Genomic DNA, 14900 nt, shown 5'->3' on the forward strand with positions numbered 1-14900 from the left:
ACCCCTGGTAGACGACCAGGTTGATAGGTTCGGGGTGGAAGCGCCGTAAGGCGTGCAGCTGACGAATACTAATCGGTCGAGGGCTTATCCTCAAACCCCCCACAAAGTGACGTGATGCTTCGCAGCAACACCAACTACTTTGCGGGGGCCCCGGAAGACCCATTCCGGGTAACTCGATCCAGCTTCAAACTCGATTCTTTCGCATCCGGTTTTCAGGGAATAAGCTTTGTTCCTTGTCCTTATGCGGTTGTGGTGGAATTGGCAGACACGCTATCTTGAGGGGGTAGTGGGCTTCGCCCGTGGAGGTTCGAGTCCTCTCAACCGCATCAAGCAACCGCCGGTTATCCGGTCCCCTTATCCTATGCGGTCGTGGCGGAATTGGCAGACGCGCTAGATTCAGGTTCTAGTGATGTAACAGTCGTGGAGGTTCGAGTCCTCTCGACCGCAGTCCTAAACTGGAAAAAGACTTCAGCCCTCGGGTCGGGGTCTTTTTTCGATCCTTAAAGACTTTAGGGTTTTGAAGGCCGATCTGACAAAGGCGCTGCTCGTTTTGAGCCGGATGGTTATAAAACCAATAAAAACCGGATGCGAAATCCTTGCAATCCGTGTGGCCATCGGTTATAATGAAAGTCCTGAAAGTTTCATATCGTATATGCGGACGTGGCTCAGTGGTAGAGCATCGCCTTGCCAAGGCGAGGGTCGCGAGTTCGAATCTCGTCGTCCGCTTAGGCTTTTTTTTTATGCCGGTGTGGCGGAATTGGCAGACGCGCGCGACTCAAAATCGTGAGGGAAACCGTGGGGGTTCGAGTCCCTTCACCGGCAGTTTCGGGACGTAGCTCAGCTTGGTAGAGCACCTGGTTTGGGACCAGGGGGTCGCATGTTCAAATCGTGTCGTCCCGATCTCTTTATAAACGAAGACGATTCCTTTGCGGGTGTAGTTCAATGGTAGAACTCCAGCCTTCCAAGCTGGTAGCGTGGGTTCGATTCCCATCACCCGCTTATCTGAATACATTTTTTGAAAACCGTTGGGGACTGATCTCAACGGTTTTTTGCTTTTTGCAGAAAGGTTAACTTACTCTGAAGACCCTGATGGGAATACAACTGACTTTCCGTCCCCCAAAAGATACCGCTCCAACACGAATACACGCATCGAATGGCTTCGATAAGGAACTCCCCTTATTTTGCTTCTTCTTTGTGACTTATAGTCCGTGGAGGGCCGCGGAAATTCCTCTATATAATAACGGTGATAGGCCGATATCGAAAAAACATACGGAGGTGTTATGTAATTGAAAAAAATAGCATTGCTTCTAGCACTTTCGCTATTCGCTGCCGGCAACTGCGATCGGGCATTCGCGGCTGAACAAGAATCGGCCGGCCGATTGTTTGCCGGGGGCACGACTGCAGCTTCACTGGATTCGAACGGAGAATTGTGGGGCTGGGGATCCAATACCCATCGGATGCTTTGTATAGACGAAGCCATGGGAGAGTTCACCGAATTTGCAAAACCGGTTCGCCTCAACGCTATATCGGAAGTAAGCGACGTTTCGATCGGACAGCATCATACGCTGTTAGTGAAAAAGGACGGATCCGTACACGCTTGCGGCCCCAATATTTCGGGAGCTTTAGGCAACGGCAAGCAAGTGGAGATCCGTCTTAACCATCAAAGTATAAGCAAATCGGACGGTGTTGCTTCCGAAAGTTCGAATAACACCGCATTGGACACGTTCGATTCCTTGCCCGTGCAGGTAGAATCTCTCGAATCCATTCGTGAAGCGGCAGCGGGGGGAGGAATGGGAGACGACCGTTTAATCGCATTCTCGATAGCGGTGTCGGCGGACGGCCAAGTATGGGCATGGGGGGATAATTCGTTCGGCCAGCTCGGAGATGGCACTAACCAAAATCGGTTGCGCCCCGTTCGGCTATCCTCGATTCCAAATGTGAAGAGCGTTGCGGCGGGAAACGCATTTACCGTCGCCTTGAAACGGGATGGCAGCGTATGGGCGTGGGGGAGCAACGAGTTGGGCCAGCTTGGGATTGGCGGCAAAACCAACGTCAATATTCCGGTCCAAGTGGACGGCCTTGATAATGTAAAAGGGATCAGCGCATCCGGATCCTTCGTCGTAGCAACGAAGAACGATGGAACCGTCTGGGTTTGGGGGGCGGTGCCGAGCGACTTTCCTGACGCCGAGTTCGCTGCCAATGCGATCTTGCGCCGTCCTTATCCACTGCCGAATATTACGAATGTGCAACAAGCCGTTGCGGGGGCCGATCATGTGCTGCTCTTGACAACCGACGGAACCGTTTGGTCTTGGGGAAGGAATGATTTTGGGGAATTGGGAACGGGTATCGAGACGAAAAGCGTATCGAAACCGATTCCTGTTCCGGGGTTGTCCAACATCCGGGAGCTTGCAGCAGGTAATTATTTCTCGGCGGCCATGGATCAAAAGGGTCGGATATGGACTTGGGGAAACAACTTCAACGGACAACTGGGACTGGGGAAAGCGAATGTCACTTTGGTTGAAGGGGGCCGACTTCAAGTATTGGAGGATAACAGCAAACATGCCCCTACCGAGATTTCACTGGAGCGCGGGAATGCCCATGAACCGAAGACGATCGTTATAGCGGTGGACAATAAAAAAATAAGTAACGATTTCGAACAACCGGCGCTGATCCGAAATGGCTCGACGCTAGTCCCCATGAGGAAAATTTTTGAGGAGATGGGGGCGAAGGTCGATTGGGATCCGGATTTACAACGAATAACGGCGAAAAAAGGGACCAAGCAGATCGTTCTGACCGTGGGGAACAAGACGGCAACAATAGACGGAGCGGAAGTGAAGTTGGAACAGGAACCGATCATGGAGAACGGTACTACATTAGTCCCGGTCCGATTTATAGGTGAATCGTTGGATGCGAATGTGCATTGGTTCGGAATAGACAACATCCAATACATTTATATTTATAGATCTTTTTAGCCCCGAGTACCCGCAGGAATTGAGCGGAAATCGCCACCAACGGACGTCCGGTTTGTTAGGTCTCATACGGTATGGTATAGTGGGGACTATACATAGTGACGATTGGGATCAAGAAAGAGGTGGCTTGATGGCATCCGATTTTGGAAAGCTGGGCATACGGCCGGAATTGCAAAAGGCGCTTGCGTCTTACGGCGTGAAAGAGCCGACGCCGGTTCAGACACAGGCGATTCCGCTGCTTCTGGCCGGCCGGGACGTGGCGGCACAGGCCCAGACAGGGACGGGGAAGACGCTTGCATTCGTCCTGCCGATTCTCGAAAGGCTGGAGCCGAAGCGCCCGTTCACGCAGGCGTTAATCGTAACGCCGACACGGGAGCTTGCGGTGCAGATCGCAAAAGAGACGGAGCGGCTCGCGGCGGTCATCGACGCCAGCGTGCTGGCGCTGTACGGCGGACAAGACGTGGAGCGGCAAAATCGCAAGCTGGAGCAAGCGCCGGCGGTCGTCGTCGGGACGCCGGGACGGCTGCTCGATCACGTGAAGCGCGAGACGCTGTCGCTGAACGGCGTTCGCATGGTCGTCGTCGACGAGGCGGACGAGATGCTGCGCCGCGGCTTTTTGGAGGAGGTGGAGACGCTGATTGCGCTCACCTCGGAGAAGCGGCAGACGATGCTGTTCTCGGCGACGATGCCGCAGCCGATCCGCGAGCTGGCGGAACGGTACATGCGCAAACCGGAGCAGCTGCGCCTATCCGGCAAGGGCAAGCAGGTAACCGTGGAAGAAATCGAGCAGGCGGTCGTGGAAACGGCGGAAGCGGACAAGACGAAGACGCTGATTCGGCTGCTGGAGCATTACCGCCCGTACTTGGCCATGGTGTTCTGCCATTCCAAAGGCCGAGCGAACGTCCTTAACGAGGCGCTGAAGGAAGCGAATATCGAATCCGACGTGCTGCACGGGGAACTGTCGCAGGCGAAGCGCGAATTCGTGCTGAAACGGTTTCGCGAAGCGAAGCTGCAAGTGCTCGTCGCGACCGACATTGCCGCGCGCGGGCTCGATATCGAGGGCGTCACGCACGTATTCAATTATGACGTGCCGCAGGATGCCGAATGGTACATTCACCGGATCGGCCGGACCGGGCGGGCGGGAGAGAGCGGCGTAGCCATTACGCTCGCTACGGTGCGCGATTCGGCCAGAATTGCGAGGCTGGAGAGCAAGATCGGCTTGAAGCTGCCGAGACGAGACGCCGAAGGCGGCTTGCTGTCCAGCCCCGTAGCGAAAAAAGCGCCGGCAAAGCCTGCCGGCGGCCGCAAGCCCGGCGCTTCCCCCGCAGCCAACGCTCGCAAGCGCGACGCAGGCCGCGATCGGGCGAAGCGTCCTCCGGGCGCCTCCGGCCCCGGCGGCAAAAGCCGCGGCGGCTTCGGCGCCGGGGCGGCCGGCGCTCCTCGGCGTGGGGCGCCGAGAGGCAAGTCGCGGTAAGACGAAAAAGGGACCTTCTTCTCCGAGGGTCCCTTTTCGCGTCCATTTCCGCGTGCTATTGACGGCCGTCAGCCGTCGTTGCGCCGCGTCATTTGCTGCCATACCGAGCCTTCGGCGGCGACGCCGCCTTCGATCCGCTCGATGGCCATCTTCACCTGCATGCGCACCTCGAACTCCGCATCGTCGGCCGCCGCCCGGAGTGCGGGCAGAGCGCTTTCGTCGCCCGTCTCGTACAGAAAACGGGCGGCCCGCCAACGCACCAGCTTGTTCGGATCGCGCAAAGCTTCGGCCATCGGGCCGATCGCCGCCGGATCGCCGATATCGGACAGCGTGTCGCCGGCGGTTCGGCGGACGGAGACGGAATCGTCGCGAAGCGCCCGAAACAAGTACGGCAGCGCCTCCGGCTCTCGGATATCGCCGATGTAGACGGCGGCCAGCCGCCGTATAGAGGCTTGCGCGTCGTCGAGCGCTTTGGCCAGCAGCGGCAGCTTGTCCGGGGCCGGCTTGATTTGCTGCAAGGCCGCGTACCGCACCTTCCAATCCGGATCGTCCAGCCGTCGGGCCACTTCGTCGTCGGACAGCTCTTCTTTCGGGGCGGGCGGTTCAAGCGTGCCGTCCAGTCCGGCCGCTTCGGCGGCTTGTACGAGTCCGGCCAGCCGGGCGTCGTCGTACGAGGCGTCCAGCTCTTGGACGATCAGGTCGGCGATGTCATCCAGCTCGCCGTACCGGACGCCGATTTCCTCCAGCTTGCGCTCCTTGATCAAGTTCGGCGAGGCGCTGCCCGCTTTCATCGCCGCTTGGACGAACCGCTCCGGCATCGCCCGGCGTACTTCCTCCAAGCCGGCACGCACCCGGATTTGCAGCGGAATCGAGCGGAACGTCTGCAGCAGCACTGTTGCCTCTCCGTACGTATCGTAAGAAACCCCGGTCTGCGGTACGCCAGGCTGCCCGTCTTCGTCGGAGCCGAGAATGGCGCGGATCTGGGTCAGTATCGATTGCCAATCGCCTTTCGGCTTGCGGTCCACCGCGAGGAAATCGGCCGTATGGAAGACGGACGATACGCCCGGAATTTCGAGAATGCGCCGGAAAGCAGCGGGCTCCGCGTGCTCGGGCAGCGTAAATGTGCGCTTGACGCCTTTGGGCAGCGTTTCGTCCAAATTGATTTTCATCGTATTGGGGCTGGGTGTCGGTTCGATCGATACGATTCTCATCCGGTAATCCCTCCTTCCTCTCTATTGTGGCACAAATCGAAGCAAGAAAAAACCCCGCCGGGTTGTGGACGGGGCTTCGCATCAATCCAAATTCAGCAGCTGCCGGTTCAAATACCGTTCCAGCGTGTTGCTGATCGCAAATACGGTATGCGCGATATCGACGTTTTCGAACGCGTATTCGCATTCGGTCAAGTAAGACATCGCTTCGTCATAATGGGACATCCGATGGGCGATCAAGGCTTCTCCGTCTCCGCGGGCGCGTTGGCGCCGCTCCGCATTGTCACGGTCGGTATACAGAAAGACGCGAACGACGGCGTCGCCGTATCGTTGCTTCAACAAGCGGGCCCCCTGCGGATTCAGAATAACGTAGACGAATCCGTGCTCCGCCCATAACCGTTCGATATCGGCTTGTTTGATCCCGTACTGATGGTTGTCGATGCTGACGCTTTCAACGAATTCACCGTTCCGTTCGGCAGCGAGAAACGTCTCCTTCTCCACGAAATAATAATCTTGGCCTTCCTGTTCGGCGGGACGCCGTTCGCGCGTCGTGTACGACAGCACCTTCTTCAGCTCCAGCGTCGATCCGGCCATGTCGGCAATCGTCTTGCGTCCCGAGCCGTCCGGCCCGGTAAAGACGAATATGCGGCGTCGGGTAGCGTCTCCTCGCATACAAGCACCTCCTTCAGACAACAATCGTCGGCGCAAGCGCCATGTATCATTGTATTCGGCGGGCGGGAGAAATAGAAGAGCGCTCGCCATAAAGGAAGAGCGCTCCGAGGAGGCTTGCCAAGCTGATCGGCTCAATTGCCGGTCGCGCCGATGGTTGTCGGTTCCTTGACCGTGCGGAGGATGGATACCTCGACGCGGCGGTTTTTGGATCGTCCATCGGCGGTATCGTTCGTATCGATCGGCCGGTATTCGCCGTAACCGATCGCGCGGAACCGGTCCGGTCCGATGCTGCCGTTTTGCAGCAAAATTTTCATGAAGTTGAGAGCGCGCTTGGCGCTCAAGTCCCAGTTCGTTTCGAACTCGGCATTTTTGATCGGAATGTTGTCCGTATACCCGGCCACTTCGATCTGATATTGCGGATACTGGGTCAGCATGTCGCCGATCGTGACAGCCAGCTTCTGCGCGTCCGGCTTGACGGTGGCGCTACCCGAAGCGAACAGGGCGTTGTCCCGGATCGTTATCATCAGCATGTCGTTCGTCAGCTTCGTCTCAAGCTGCGTAGACAAGTTGTTGTCCGCGATATATTGATCGAGCTTCTGCTTAAGCTCCTGCAGCTCGGCCGTTTCCTTCTTGATCTGCTCCTGCTGCTCGGGAGAGCCCTGCAGTTCCTGCTGCTCGCTCTTCGCGTCCTCGTCTTTCTTCTTCGTCTCGCTGGAAGGAGCCGTGACGACCGGGACGACGGTCGACTCCTCGAAGAAGCTGACGCCTCCGCTGAAGGCGGAATTCAAGCTGCGCATAATTTGTTCATACTTTTTCGAATCGACCTGACTCGAGGCGAACAGGATGATGAATAAGGCGAGAAGCAGAGTGAGCAAATCCGCGTAGGGAATGAGCCACGATTCGTCGATGTGCTCGTCATGATGCTGCTTGTGCTTTTTGCTCACGGCCTTCCTCCCCTTTGTCTTCGGCGTAGCGCTCCGACGGAGGCAGGAAGACGGAGAGCTTCTGCTCGATCGCGATTGCGGAAATGCCGGATTGGATGGACAGCAGTCCCTCCACCATCATCATTTTCAATTCCACTTCTTTTTTGGACACTTGCTTCAGCTTGTTCGCGAACGGGTGCCACAAGACGTAGCCGGTAAAAATCCCGAGCAGCGTCGCGACGAATGCGGCGGAAATCAAGTGGCCGAGCGCTTCGACCTGGTTCAGGTTGCTGAGTGCGGCGATCAAGCCGACGACGGCGCCGAGCACCCCGAGCGTCGGAGCGTACGTGCCGGCCTGCGTAAAGATGAGGGCGCCCGAACGGTGCCGCTCCTCCATGGCGGATATTTCTTCCATCAATACGTCATGGATAAATTCCTGATCGTTGCCGTCTATGATCATCCGCATGCCGTTGCGCAAAAACATATCGTCGATTTCCTCGACCTTGCTCTCGAGTGCGAGCAGCCCCTCGCGGCGGGTGATCGTGACCCATTCGATGAACAGCTGAATCAGCTCTTTTTTCGAAACGAGCTTCTGCTGCTTGAACAAAATGCCGAACAGCTTCGGGACTTTCTTCAAATCGGCCAACGGGAAAGCGATGAATACCGCCGCGACCGTCCCGACGATGATGATCATGAAGGCTGCCGGGTTCACCAGAGAGCTGATGTGGGCGCCTTTCAACACCATGCCGACCAACAATGCCACGAAAGCCAAAATAATGCCAATGCCTGTTGATTTCTCCATCCGTTGCACCGCCCTTATGTATTCCATCCTATAGGTTTGGTTGTATAGAACTATAATTCGATTAATAACGACAAATTCCTGCTGACCCCCGCAAAACAAAAAATGACTTCGAAGAAAGAACAAAGAACCCGCACGAAATGTGCGGGGCGAATGACCTTATGCGAAGGAAGAAACGGAAGAACATGCGCGAAAAACGGAAGAGGCTCGGAGTAACGGATTTGCACACTTATTTAGATGAAGAAACTCGTTGGAATCATTTGTAACGGTCGGCCGTCATGGAGTCGTATCGATAATGCCGTGATCGCCGAAATGGTCGCTCACGATTGCGTTGAATTCCGGAACGTACGGCTGAAGCGACCGTCCCCGCCACGCTTCATGGGCGTATCCGCTCATCCGGTTAATAAACTGCTGGTTGGCGGAGACGAATACGTTCGTGATGTCCGGATGGTTTTGCCGGACCCGTTCGGATACGCTTCGGGTCAGCTCGCTGGACAGGTCGTGAGGACTCGGAATCGTATCGAAGCTGTATTTGTCCATGACGACGTGTCCGGGGGGAAGCACGTTCGAGATGTCGGAATGATCGTCCACGCCGGGCGAGGCGATCGTCCGGTCGCTGAACAGGATCGTCCCTTTGCCTTTCATGCCGGTTGCCGTGTTGTCGACGACAAGGGCGACGTAGGCGTTTTTGTCCGTCACGAACACGAACGAGCTGCGGATGCCCTTCAGATCGTCCACCACGTCGGACGTCGCTTGCACGAACTCGAGTCGGTTGTTCGTATGATCGGCCGCTTTCAGCATCGTGTTATAAGTCCGGTAACCGGTTTGCTCCTTCGCTTCCGTGCGGCTTCCGTAATCCGACGGACTGTTTTCGAAGTGCTTCTGATACGAGCAGGCGTTCAAACATGCCGCGACGGCGGCCAGCAGGATGGACGATTTCCATAAAGATCGGCGGCTCATAGGTACCTCCTTCATCGAATGAAGTCCCTTTATATGATCTGCCGCGCGGGTTGAAATATGCATGGCAATTGGCAGCGGAGGACGGTGCAGGCGGCCCGAAAAACGATTTCCTTGCATAAAGGGGCCGTTTAATGGAAATAACCTTTGTATGTCCATTTCGATATTTGCGGAGGGCGTAAAAAAGCCGAAAACCGTTGATTTAGAACAATTTGTGAACTTTCCCACGGCGATTGACAAACGGATTCCGCGAATTTATAGTTAATAAGGTGATTGAGTTTGTTGACAAATTGTGGCCATCCATGATAGCGCTAATAGATTGGTCCCGGAGCGAAGATCGGTCTATTAAACACAGAGAATTGGGGTTGATGAGTGAATGAGACGGTGGCAGTCTGCATGGCGTTTGATCCCGCTATTCGCGGTATTGACGTTCGTGCTTACGGGTTGTGGTTTGGAAAACTTGACGGCTCTGGATCCGAAAGGTCCGGTCGCGGAGAAGCAATTATCGGTCATCTACCTTTCCTTGATCGTGATGATCGGCGTTTTCGCCGTCGTGGCGATCATTTATGTGTATGTGCTCCTGCGCTTCAGAAAGCGTCCAGGACAGACCGGTATTCCGAAGCAAGTGGAAGGTAATCACAAGCTGGAGATTATTTGGACGGTCATCCCGTTCCTTTTGCTCATTGTCATTGCAATTCCGACCGTGAAATATACGTTCGAGCTCGATAAGGACTACTCCAAAGACCCGAACGCCTTGCAGGTAAAAGTAACCGGCCACCAGTTCTGGTGGGAGTTCGAATATATGAATGAGAAGGTAACGACCGCTCAGGACCTGATCATTCCGACCGGACGGACGATCGCTTTCCATCTGGAATCGGCGGACGTCATTCACTCCTTCTGGGTGCCGACGCTCGGCGGCAAGAAGGATACGAACCCCGGCATGACCAATATGCACTATTTGAAGGCGGACAAGGTCGGTACGTATTACGGGAAATGCGCCGAGCTTTGCGGCACGTCGCACGCGCTCATGGATTTCAAAGTGAAGGCCGTTACTCCGGAAGAATTCGATCGCTGGATTACCAGCATGAAAACGCCGACGGCAGCCGCGACTTCCGTTCAGGCCCAAGAAGGCGAGAAAATATTCAAGGACAAATGCTTGGCCTGCCACGCGATCTACAACACGCAATCGAAGCAGGTGGAAGGCGGCAAAGTGGGCCCGAACCTGGTAAACTACGCGGATCGCTCGACCGTTGCCGGAATTTTGTTCAACCGCGAATCGGGTGACTTGAAAAACAACTTGAAAAAATGGCTTGATGACCCGCAAGCCGTGAAACCGGGCAACCTGATGCCGAATCCGAAAAACGTCCCGGGCAGCAAGATGGAAACGAGCCTCGATTTGAACGATCAACAAATCAATGCGCTGGTTGAATATTTGGCCGGTCAAAAGCAGAAGTAATCGCGTATTAGGGAGGGTTACACGTTGGCACATTCACATACGGTCAAAAAGCACAGCGGGCTGATGGATTGGCTTACAACCGTAGACCATAAAAAAATCGGCATTTTGTACCTTCTGGCCGGCGGGTTGTTCTTTTTGTTCGGCGGCCTTGAAGCGATCCTCATCCGCGTGCAGCTGATGAAGCCGATGAACGACGCGGTCGACGCATCGATGTTCAACCAGCTGTTGACGATGCACGGCACGACGATGATATTCCTCGCAGCCATGCCGCTCATATTCGCTTTCATGAATGCGATCGTGCCGCTCCAAATCGGGGCGCGCGACGTCGCGTATCCGTTCGTGAACGCGCTCGGATTTTGGCTGTTCTTCTTCGGCGGCGTGCTGCTTAACTTGAGCTGGTTTTTGGAAGGCGCGCCGGATGCGGGCTGGACGGCTTATACGCCGCTCTCCTCGTCGACGATGTATAGCGGCAAAGGCGTGGACTTCTACGTCCTCGGCTTGCAGATCGCCGGTATCGGGACGTTGATCGGGGGTATCAACTTCCTCGTTACGATCATCAACATGCGTACGCCGGGCATGTCCTTCATGCGGATGCCGCTGTTCACATGGGCTTCATTCATTACGTCCGCGTTGATCTTGTTCGCGTTCCCGGCCATCACGGTCGGTCTCGTCCTGCTTATGTTCGAGCGCATCTTCGAAGCCAACTTCTTCGACGTAAGCGCGGGCGGCAACGTCGTCCTTTGGCAGCATTTGTTTTGGATCTTCGGTCACCCCGAAGTTTACATCTTGATTTTGCCGGCGTTCGGGATTATCTCCGAAGTCGTCAGTACGTTCTCGAATAAACGGTTGTTCGGTTACAGCGCCATGGTGTTCGCGACCGTCATCATCGGCTTCCTCGGCTTCATGGTATGGGTTCACCACATGTTTACGGTCGGTCTGGGACCGGTCGGCAACGCGCTGTTCTCGATCGCGACGATGTTGATCGCGGTACCGACGGGTATTAAAATCTTCAACTGGCTGTTCACCCTGTGGGGCGGTCAAATCCGCTTCACGACGGCAAGCCTGTTCGCGCTCGGCTTTATCCCGACGTTCGTCATGGGCGGTATGACCGGGGTTATGCTCGCATCGCCTCCGGCGGACTTCCAGTTCCATGACAGCTACTTCGTCGTGGCGCACTTCCACTACGTTATCGTAGGCGGTCTCGTCTTCGGGATTTTCTCGGGGCTTCACTACTGGTGGCCGAAAATGTTCGGCAAAGTGCTGAACGAAGGACTCGGCAAGCTGACGTTCTGGTTTTTCTTCATCGGGTTCCACCTGACGTTCTTCGTGCAGCATTTCCTCGGCTTGATGGGGATGCCGCGCCGGGTATATACGTACTTGCCGGGCCAAGAGCTCGATACGTTCAACTTCATCAGCTCGATCGGCGCATTCGGCATGGGGATCGGTACGATTTTGCTTCTCGTCAACATCCTCATTACGTCGATGAAACCGAAAAACGCTCCAGCCGACCCTTGGGACGGCCGTACGCTGGAATGGGCGATCCCGTCTCCGGCGCCGGAGTACAACTTCAAGCAGCTTCCGCTCGTTCGCGGTTTGGATGCCTTGTTCAAAGAGAAGCTGGAAGGCCGCAAAGAAATGACGCCGGCCGAGCCGCTTTCGTCGATTCATATGCCGTCGCCTTCGATTTTGCCGTTCGTCATGTCGGTCGGGCTGTTCATCGCGGGCTTCGGATTCATGTACCATAACTTCCTCGTCGGAGCCGGCGGCATCGTGGTTACGTTGATCTGCATGCTGGTCCGTTCGCTCTATGACGATCACGGCTACCATATCGAAGTCGAAGAACTCCAGGAGAAGGGGGCGAAGGTATGAATCACGTGGAATTGACCGGCCACAACTTGCCCGACGAACCGGAAAAGTCGACGCTGGAAGGCCGCAATAAGATTCTCGGCTTCTGGTTGTTCCTCGGCGGGGAAACGGTTCTCTTCGGCTGCTTGTTCGCGACGTTCATCGGCTTGCGCAACCAGATCGGAGACGGCCCGCCCGCGCACGAGCTGTTCAAGCTCAGCATGGTCGCCATCGCCACGTTCCTGCTTTTGACGAGCAGTATGACGAGCGTACTCGCCATTCAGGCGCTTCATCGCAAAGATGTGGGCAAAATCTATTTGTGGTTCATCGTGACGATTTTGCTCGGCCTCGGCTTCTTGGGTCTCGAGATTTACGAGTTCGTCGAGTACGTGCACGAAGGCCATACGTTTACGACCAGCGCATTCAGTTCGGCCTTCTATACGCTAGTCGGCTTCCACGGCGCGCACGTCGCGTTCGGGCTGCTCTGGATCATCGTGCTGCTGCTGCAGATGGGCAAAAAAGGCTTGACGGTCGTAACGGCTCCGAAGCTGTACGTGTTCGGCTTGTACTGGCACTTTGTCGACGTCGTATGGGTATTCATTTTCACCGTCGTCTACTTGATGGGAAAGGTGGGCTAAACGGATGGCAGCGAATCATCACTCCGCTTCGGAGCATACGAGCAAACGGCCTCACGTTCACGAAGGCCCGAAAAACCATTACCTGTCGTTTTTGCTGTCGATCGTACTGACCGTTCTCGCGTTCGTCGTCGTCTATGCCGAAATCGGCAAAACGTTCACGATCTTGTTCATTTTGCTGCTCGGCATCATTCAAGCGGTATTCCAGCTTGCGTTCTGGATGCATATGAAGGATCGCGGACATACGTACGCCATAACCGGAATCACCTTCGGTTTCATCATCGCGTTGACGGGCGTAGCCGCAGTCGTATATTGGATTTGGTGGTAACATGTCGGGGGGCCTTTTGCGAAGCTGCGAAAAAGCCCCCCTTTTCTTTTAGCAAGCCGGGCTGACCCATACCCGATGGGAGCCGGAATGGAGGTGCAGCATGCTGGGATTGCAATATTTCTCCTTCGCCGATCTGTGGAACCCTTGGCAAATCGTGCTCGTGGCCGCAATCGGAGCGTTGTACTTGATCGCTACGGGTCCGAAACGAACGAGCTGGTTCGCGGACAGCGAGCCGATTACGGCCGGCAAGAAATCGTTGTTTTTGCTCGGCATCGCCATCTATTACTTCGCCCACGGCGGCCCGCTTAATTTGCTCGGCCACTTGATGTTCAGCGCGCATATGACGGCGATGTCGCTCGCCTACTTGATCGCGCCGCCGCTTATGTTGCTCGGCATACCGGGCTGGATGGTGCGGCCCGTCATGGCGGCCAAAGGGATCGGCAAGGTCATCGAATGGTTGACGAAGCCGCTCATTACGGTCGTCTGCTTCAACGTTTTGTTTTCCTTCTATCACTTGCCCGACGTGCACGACTATATTATGACGCACTATACGATCCACTCGATTTTCTTCTTCGTGCTGCTCGTCGCGGCGTTCATGATGTGGTGGCCGATCATCGGTCCCATCAGAGACCATTACAAGCTGAGCGAGCTTATGAAGATGGGCTATATATTCGCCAACGGCGTCCTCATCACGCCGGCTTGCGCGCTGATCATCTTCGCCGATTCGTCCGTATACGCGACCTACAACGATCCGCAAGTTTGGGCGACGGCGATGGGCTACTGCGTACCGGCAGGCTCGGACGTTTTGCTCGAACAGTTCAAGGGGCCTCAGTTTTTTGCGATATTCGACGCGCAGGAAGATCAGCAGCTGGGCGGAGTCGTCATGAAAATTATGCAGGAAATTACGTACGGGGCGGCACTCGCCTATATTTTCTTCAACTGGTACTTTCGGGAAAGAGCGAAAGACGATCTGGAGCCGGATCCGATCGTCTAGTCGAAAGGATGTCGTGAAGCCGTGTCCATACTACTGCCCACATTCAGTACCTCTTTTATCGTCCTGAGCGCCATTATGGTTGCGTTCGGGTGGGCGCAGATCGCCAAGCGGAACATCGAGAAGCACCGCAAGTTCATGATGGCGGCCGCCGTATTCGCCACGTTGTTCTTCATCGTGTACGTGTCCAGAACGGCGCTGCTCGGCAATACCGAGTTCGGCGGTCCGCATGGCGTGAAAGTGTTCTACTTGATCTTCCTTCTGTTCCACATCGTACTGGCGACAGTCGGGGGCATCATGGGACTGATCACGATACGGTGGGGGCTCAAGAACGAGCTCGCGAAGCACCGGAAAATCGGTCCGATTACGTCGATCGTCTGGTTTTGTACGGCGATTACCGGACTCACCGTTTACTTGCTGCTGTATTGGATATATCCGGGCGGGGAAACGAAGCCGCTGCTGGATGCCATTTTCTAATCGGTTTGCCCTTGGATACAGACGAGCCCGTCTTGACGATCTGAACTGCACCCCGTCAAGTAGACAGTACAAATAAGTAAAAGAATTAGACGGCTTTAGTCCTATATTCCTTAGGACTGAGGCCGTTTAATTTTGCCTGTATTCGCTTGTTCGTGTAAAAGTAAAT

At 55.5% G+C, this 14900-nt stretch carries 13 protein-coding genes, 6 tRNA genes and 1 rRNA gene; 15 read left to right on the top strand and 5 right to left on the bottom strand.

The features are described from left to right. The 9 genes from DLM86_RS31310 to DLM86_RS31350 form a co-directional block, all read left to right on the top strand. Nucleotides 1-92, top strand: a 23S ribosomal RNA gene (locus DLM86_RS31310); the annotation flags it as partial. A gap of 151 nt (nt 93-243) precedes the next feature. After that, nucleotides 244-326 (top strand) — tRNA-Leu (locus DLM86_RS31315). 37 nt (nt 327-363) lie between these two features. Further along, nucleotides 364-447, top strand: a tRNA-Leu gene (locus DLM86_RS31320). A 207-nt stretch (nt 448-654) separates the two neighbouring features. Next, a tRNA-Gly gene (locus DLM86_RS31325) sits at nt 655-726 on the top strand. A 16-nt stretch (nt 727-742) separates the two neighbouring features. After that, nucleotides 743-822: transfer RNA gene (locus DLM86_RS31330), tRNA-Leu, on the top strand. Between the two features lie 4 nt (nt 823-826). Next, nucleotides 827-900, top strand: a tRNA-Pro gene (locus DLM86_RS31335). A gap of 28 nt (nt 901-928) precedes the next feature. Beyond that, nucleotides 929-999, top strand: a tRNA-Gly gene (locus tag DLM86_RS31340). A gap of 287 nt (nt 1000-1286) precedes the next feature. Then, nucleotides 1287-2972 carry a stalk domain-containing protein gene (locus DLM86_RS31345; protein ID WP_146250340.1) on the top strand — a complete coding sequence of 562 codons (1686 nt, stop codon included), beginning with the start codon at nt 1287-1289 and terminating at the stop codon, nt 2970-2972. Nucleotides 2973-3099: 127 nt separating this feature from the next. After that, a complete protein-coding gene (locus DLM86_RS31350) occupies nt 3100-4443 on the top strand; it encodes a DEAD/DEAH box helicase (protein ID WP_110844147.1) in 1344 nt (447 codons plus the stop codon). 68 nt (nt 4444-4511) lie between these two features. Here DLM86_RS31350 and DLM86_RS31355 read toward each other — a convergent pair whose 3' ends face one another. The 5 genes from DLM86_RS31355 to DLM86_RS31375 all read right to left on the bottom strand — a co-directional run bounded on the left by DLM86_RS31355 (nt 4512) and on the right by DLM86_RS31375 (nt 9005). Beyond that, nucleotides 4512-5654 carry a conserved virulence factor C family protein gene (locus tag DLM86_RS31355; protein ID WP_110844149.1) on the bottom strand — a complete coding sequence of 381 codons (1143 nt, stop codon included), beginning with the start codon at nt 5652-5654 and terminating at the stop codon, nt 4512-4514. Between the two features lie 81 nt (nt 5655-5735). Next, nucleotides 5736-6323, bottom strand: a complete 588-nt coding sequence (locus DLM86_RS31360) for a guanylate kinase (protein ID WP_110844151.1) — start codon at nt 6321-6323, stop codon at nt 5736-5738. 131 nt (nt 6324-6454) lie between these two features. Continuing rightward, the gene (gene motB, locus DLM86_RS31365) at nt 6455-7267 is read right to left on the bottom strand and encodes a flagellar motor protein MotB (RefSeq protein WP_110844153.1); all 813 of its coding nucleotides are present in this window, start codon (nt 7265-7267) and stop codon (nt 6455-6457) included. Beyond that, nucleotides 7239-8048 (bottom strand): flagellar motor stator protein MotA, encoded by an 810-nt coding sequence (gene motA, locus DLM86_RS31370; protein ID WP_110844155.1) that lies wholly within the window; start codon nt 8046-8048, stop codon nt 7239-7241. Before motA ends, motB begins: the two co-directional genes overlap by 29 nt. 273 nt (nt 8049-8321) lie before the next feature. Next, nucleotides 8322-9005 carry a YhcN/YlaJ family sporulation lipoprotein gene (locus DLM86_RS31375; RefSeq protein ID WP_110844157.1) on the bottom strand — a complete coding sequence of 228 codons (684 nt, stop codon included), beginning with the start codon at nt 9003-9005 and terminating at the stop codon, nt 8322-8324. A gap of 373 nt (nt 9006-9378) precedes the next feature. Between DLM86_RS31375 and coxB the strand changes: the two genes are divergently transcribed. The 6 genes from coxB (at nt 9379) to DLM86_RS31405 (ending at nt 14734) form a co-directional block, all read left to right on the top strand. Beyond that, nucleotides 9379-10458 carry a cytochrome c oxidase subunit II gene (gene coxB, locus DLM86_RS31380; protein ID WP_110844159.1) on the top strand — a complete coding sequence of 360 codons (1080 nt, stop codon included), beginning with the start codon at nt 9379-9381 and terminating at the stop codon, nt 10456-10458. Nucleotides 10459-10482: 24 nt separating this feature from the next. Next, nucleotides 10483-12327 carry a cytochrome c oxidase subunit I gene (gene ctaD, locus DLM86_RS31385; protein ID WP_211326615.1) on the top strand — a complete coding sequence of 615 codons (1845 nt, stop codon included), beginning with the start codon at nt 10483-10485 and terminating at the stop codon, nt 12325-12327. After that, a complete protein-coding gene (locus DLM86_RS31390; RefSeq protein WP_110844161.1) occupies nt 12324-12941 on the top strand; it encodes a cytochrome (ubi)quinol oxidase subunit III in 618 nt (205 codons plus the stop codon). The genes ctaD and DLM86_RS31390 overlap by 4 nt, the downstream gene beginning before the upstream one ends. 4 nt (nt 12942-12945) lie before the next feature. Then, on the top strand, nt 12946-13266 hold the full coding sequence (locus tag DLM86_RS31395) for a cytochrome C oxidase subunit IV family protein (protein ID WP_110844163.1): 321 nt from the start codon (nt 12946-12948) through the stop codon (nt 13264-13266). A gap of 100 nt (nt 13267-13366) precedes the next feature. Beyond that, on the top strand, nt 13367-14260 hold the full coding sequence (gene ctaG, locus DLM86_RS31400) for a cytochrome c oxidase assembly factor CtaG (RefSeq protein WP_110844164.1): 894 nt from the start codon (nt 13367-13369) through the stop codon (nt 14258-14260). 21 nt (nt 14261-14281) lie between these two features. Then, complete coding sequence (locus tag DLM86_RS31405; RefSeq protein ID WP_110844165.1) at nt 14282-14734, top strand: DUF420 domain-containing protein; 453 nt, start codon at nt 14282-14284, stop codon at nt 14732-14734. The last annotated feature ends 166 nt before the right edge of the window (nt 14735-14900 follow it).

Source organism: Paenibacillus flagellatus (assembly GCF_003217775.1).
In the GTDB taxonomy this organism is placed as follows: domain Bacteria; phylum Bacillota; class Bacilli; order Paenibacillales; family NBRC-103111; genus Paenibacillus_AB; species Paenibacillus_AB flagellatus.